Source organism: Streptococcus lishijunsis, assembly GCF_047290665.1.
Classification (GTDB): domain Bacteria; phylum Bacillota; class Bacilli; order Lactobacillales; family Streptococcaceae; genus Streptococcus.
Genome location: NZ_JBLBUC010000047.1, coordinates 1 through 1,640 on the forward strand (window position 1 = coordinate 1; position 1,640 = coordinate 1,640).

Below are 1,640 nucleotides of genomic sequence, written 5' to 3' on the forward strand. Positions count from 1 at the left end.
AACTAAACATACTAAGATTAGTAGTGAGGAAATCTCCGACGGGAGATAGTACTCACTACTTTTTTCATTATCAAAATGATAAAGTAGAGGTGTCTTGTTAAGTCGTAGAGTCCTTTGACGCTAGACGTCGTAAACTAAACTGGCAAGACACCTGTTTTAAAAAGAATGTTATCAAAGTATGTGGGACGCTGGACGTCGAGTATTGAAAATGACATCACTAAAACAAGGATCATTCGAGACAAAGAGGTAATATCATGCGTGCAGTTTTCGGGATTGATGTGAGTAAGGCCAGTTCAGAAGTGGCCATTCTAATCAACGGTGAGAAGGTTCATAGCTACACTATGTCCAATGATGCCATTGGCTTTTCTCAGCTACTTGGTGATTTGAAAACCGTCCATAAGCCAGAAATCATCTTTGAAGCAACAGGCGTTTATTCTCGTCGTCTTCAGGCTTTTCTGGATGAACATGGCTACGTTTATACACGACTCAATCCCTTAGAAGCCAAGAAGCAATTGGATAGCTTGCGTGTGCGCAAAACAGACAAAATTGATGCGGAAAAACTGGCTCAGTCTCAGTTTGTACTCAATCGTAAATCGACATATGTCCAAGAAGAAGTCTATCAACATCTGCGAGATTTCAGTCGATTCTATCAGAATCTGACAGAGGATATCGTCAGAGCTAAGAATCGACTGCACAAGGTCTTACAGGTCACTTTCCCTGAATTGGAAAATATCTTGTCAACGCCAACTGGTGAACAATACTGGAACTTAGTCATAGCTTTTCCTTGCAAGGACTTCGTGCTTGAGTTAAGAAAGGATGAACTCTCAAAGAGCATCCGTCAGTCCACTTCAAAACGGATTTCTGACAAGCGTGTGGCCTACTTAGCTGAAAAACTTATAGCACTAGCTAATCAGTCTTATGGTGCCGTCAAGAAAAACTCTCCAATACTGGAAGAGGTGCGTTACTATGCAAAAGAATTGCTTAGACTTTCTGAACAGAGACAAGCAGTCTTAGACGAAATGGTGGAACTAGCTCAACCTTTACCAGAGTATGACATTCTACTTTCTATTCCTGGTATCGCCGAGACAACTGCAACAAGTATTATTGGCGAACTGGGAGATATTCGCCGTTTTCAGTCTGCCAATCAAATCAATGCCTTTATTGGGATTGACCTCAGACACTATGAATCTGGGAACTTCATCGCTAAGGAACACATCACCAAACGTGGCAATCCCTATGCTAGAAAGATTCTCTTCAAGTGTATTCACAATATCGCTTCAGCCAGTCACACCAATCCTTGCCATATCGCAGACTTTTATGAGAAACGAAAAAGACAATCGCAAACGACTTCAACCAAGCCACACACGATTGCCTCCATACATCGTCTCATCCGGACAATGTATTACCTCATAACGCATAACAAACTTTACGATTATACTTCCACCCAAAATCAGTAAAATTGTTTATGCCATATCATTGTAACACCTTATCAAAAAAATCACAAAATAAGGTGTTAGTTTTGTATACACTTTTTATACTAAACTTTAATCCAAAATAAAATAATTTCCTTATTTTGACTACTGAACTCTAAATATTTTTTGTCAAATACCTTGAAAGGCTTGACAAATGGTAGAAAAAGG

1 protein-coding gene is annotated in these 1,640 nt (G+C 39.6%); it reads left to right on the forward strand.

Annotated elements, in window-relative coordinates; genetic code table 11:
* The first annotated feature begins 254 nt into the window (after positions 1 to 254).
* A complete protein-coding gene (locus tag ACLN19_RS09070; RefSeq protein ID WP_413385521.1) occupies positions 255 to 1,457 on the forward strand; it encodes an IS110 family RNA-guided transposase in 1,203 nt (400 codons plus the stop codon).
* The last annotated feature ends 183 nt before the right edge of the window (positions 1,458 to 1,640 follow it).